Below are 2,707 nucleotides of genomic sequence, written 5' to 3'. Positions count from 1 at the left end.
GATTATTTTGGTATTGGGCCAATCTTTCCAACTCAATCTAAAGAAGATCCAAAACCTGTGGTGGGAATGGATTTTATTAAGACTTTAAGAGATGCGGGAATCACTAAACCTCTTGTCGCAATTGGCGGAGTTAAATCCGATAGTGTAGAACAACTTCGTAAGAATGGTGCAGATGGTGTTGCTGTAATTACTGCGATCACCTATTCTGAAAATATTCCTCAAACAGTAAAAGAATTACTTAGAGGGCATCATGAAGCATAATTCCCCTCAAAAAATTGTGATTGCAACAATGATGGGGACAGCTATTGAATATTTTGATAACTATATCTATGCAATGGCTGCCGTGTTGGTATTCAATCATCAATTTTTTAGTAGTACTGACCCACTTTCCAATCAATTAGCCTCACTTTTAAAAAAAGGTGGGTATATCGTTTTTGAGGCCTTTAGTAAGCAACATTTAGCATATAGAACTGAAAATCCGAAAGTTGGTGGTCCTGATAAATTAGAGCTGTTGTTTTCGATTGAAGAGCTAAAACAATATTTCCATGATTTTGAATTCTTATTTTTAGAAGAAACAGAAGTCGAGTTATCGGAGGGACTTTTTCACAATGGAAAAGGTAAAGTAATCAGATTTGTAGCTAAAAAACAATGAAATCTTAAGTGAAGTATTTTTATAATAATTTGTTATAAAAAATAGTTAATGTTTATTGGAATTTATTATGGCGAGTCGATATTCTCGCCATTATTTTTTTAGAGGAATTAAATATGATTATTTTTAATTTAGTGATATTTATCATCCTTCTTTTTGCGTTGTTTAAAGTCCTACAACGTACGCAAAAATTAGGTTGGACAGTTTTTATTGGATTGTTTTTAGGTTTAATAGGTGGTGCTTTACTACAAAACTTTTACGATAAATCCATTATCGATGGTACATTAGAGTGGATAAATGTAGTCGGTAATGGCTATGTTCGTTTATTGCAAATGATTGTGATGCCATTGGTATTTATTTCTATTCTTTCTGCTATCACTCGCTTACATCAAGCAAATTCACTCGGTAAGGTGAGTTTTAGTGTGTTATTTATTTTACTGATTACCACAGCAATTGCTGCAGCTATTGGTATTTTGATGGCATATCTATTTGATTTGTCTGCGGAAGGATTGGTTGCTGGAGAAAGAGAGTTAGCCGCACAACTCAGCGTATCGGGGAGGATAGAAAAAGTTAGTAATTTAACTATTCCTTCATTATTATTATCTTTCATTCCTCGTAATCCATTTGCTGATTTAACTGGTGTAAACCCAACGTCTATTATTAGCACAGTAATTTTTTCTGCATTCTTAGGTGTTGCAGCATTGAGTCTAGCTAAAGAAAATAAAGATTTAGGAGAAAGAATCTCGCAGGGTGTTGATACCTTAAACCAATGGGTGATGCGTTTAGTTCGTTTTATTATCCGTTTAACGCCTTATGGTGTGTTTGCATTAATGACGAAAATGGCAGCGACATCAGCTTGGTCAGATATTGTTAATTTAGGTAGCTTTATTATTGCTTCTTATATTGCTATTTTATTGATGTTTATTGTTCACGGTATTTTACTTTTTGTGGTTAAAGTCAATCCATTTGATTACTACAAAAAAGTATTGCCAGTACTCAGTTTTGCTTTTAGCTCACGCTCAAGTGCGGCAACATTACCTTTAAATATCGAAGCTCAAACAGATAAATTAGGTAACAATAGTGTAATTGCTAATTTCTCTGCAACATTCGGTGCAACAATTGGACAAAATGGCTGTGCGGGAATTTACCCTGCAATGCTTGCAGTAATGGTTGCCCCAACAGTAGGTATTGATCCTTTTAGTGCCAATTACATATTTAGTTTGATTCTTATTGTTGCTATTTCATCATTTGGAATTGCAGGAGTCGGCGGTGGCGCAACCTTTGCTTCTATCGTGGTGTTGTCAGCTCTTGGTTTGCCATTAGAATTAGTGGGACTATTAATCTCTATTGAGCCATTAATTGATATGGGAAGAACAGCGTTAAATGTGAATGGTGCAATGGTAGCGGGCACATTAAGTGATCGATTCTTAACTCAAAGTTATCAGTAATAGTTATCATCTTGTAAAATAAGCGAGCATTTTCTCTATAAAAAAATGCAAAATTTTAGAAGGAAGTGACCGCTTTATAGTGCAAAAGAAAAGGTATCAAATCTTGTGGTTTGATACCTTTTGTATATATGGTTAATACCGATTATCTTTCCATATGTAAGAATTGCATATGACTTTCATACTGGTTAAGTATATCGATAATAATTTGTTCTTTGGTATAGCCATATAGATCGTAATCTTGACTACCTTCAGCTAAGAAAACTTCAGCTCGATAGTAGATATCATGTTTCTCTCTTTCATTTGAAACATTTGATGAAGAACTTAACGCAAAGACAGGTTTAACCGATTCGATAAGATGTACTTGGTAGATAAAATCAATTTCTTCACCATGCAGAACTTCAAATGTAAAGTAGTTTTCATCCTTATTATTAACAAGTTTAGTTTTTAATCCTTTATGTTGAAGTTCTTTAGAAACCTCTTCCATCGCAGGGAATATCGTTGTATCTACAAATTTCATTACACGCTTAAGCGATGGATAGCTTACCATTCTGTTAATGCGATTTTTCCAGTTATTACCGCTATTTAATACAATCGCTTTATCAATTTGTGA

The 2,707-nt window shown here is 34.0% G+C and carries 2 protein-coding genes and 2 pseudogenes; 3 read left to right on the top strand and 1 reads right to left on the bottom strand.

Features of this window, described 5'->3' with window-relative positions; genetic code table 11:
• From Q1J40_RS05515 to Q1J40_RS05505, 3 genes and pseudogenes are all read left to right on the top strand, one after another.
• Positions 1 to 261 (top strand): thiamine phosphate synthase (locus Q1J40_RS05515; RefSeq protein ID WP_301099052.1); only part of this gene is annotated, 261 nt, incomplete at its 5' end.
• Positions 251 to 409, top strand: a pseudogene (locus Q1J40_RS05510) (MFS transporter); the annotation flags it as partial. The gene Q1J40_RS05515 and the pseudogene Q1J40_RS05510, both read left to right, overlap by 11 nt.
• A gap of 356 nt (positions 410 to 765) precedes the next feature.
• Positions 766 to 2,097: an L-cystine transporter gene (locus Q1J40_RS05505; RefSeq protein ID WP_301099051.1), complete on the top strand. Its 1,332-nt coding sequence runs from the start codon at positions 766 to 768 to the stop codon at positions 2,095 to 2,097.
• A gap of 142 nt (positions 2,098 to 2,239) precedes the next feature.
• Here Q1J40_RS05505 and Q1J40_RS05500 read toward each other — a convergent pair.
• A pseudogene (locus tag Q1J40_RS05500) lies at positions 2,240 to 2,707 on the bottom strand (hypothetical protein); the annotation flags it as partial.

The organism is Otariodibacter sp. (assembly GCF_029256985.1).
Taxonomy (GTDB): Bacteria; Pseudomonadota; Gammaproteobacteria; order Enterobacterales; family Pasteurellaceae; genus Otariodibacter.
This window is presented reverse-complemented; position numbering and strand designations above follow the sequence as displayed.

Coding starts and splice junctions, on each gene's coding strand:
- Q1J40_RS05505 (WP_301099051.1), top strand. CDS start 766: ATGATTATTTTTAATTTAGTGATATTTATCATCCTTCTTTTTGCGTTG.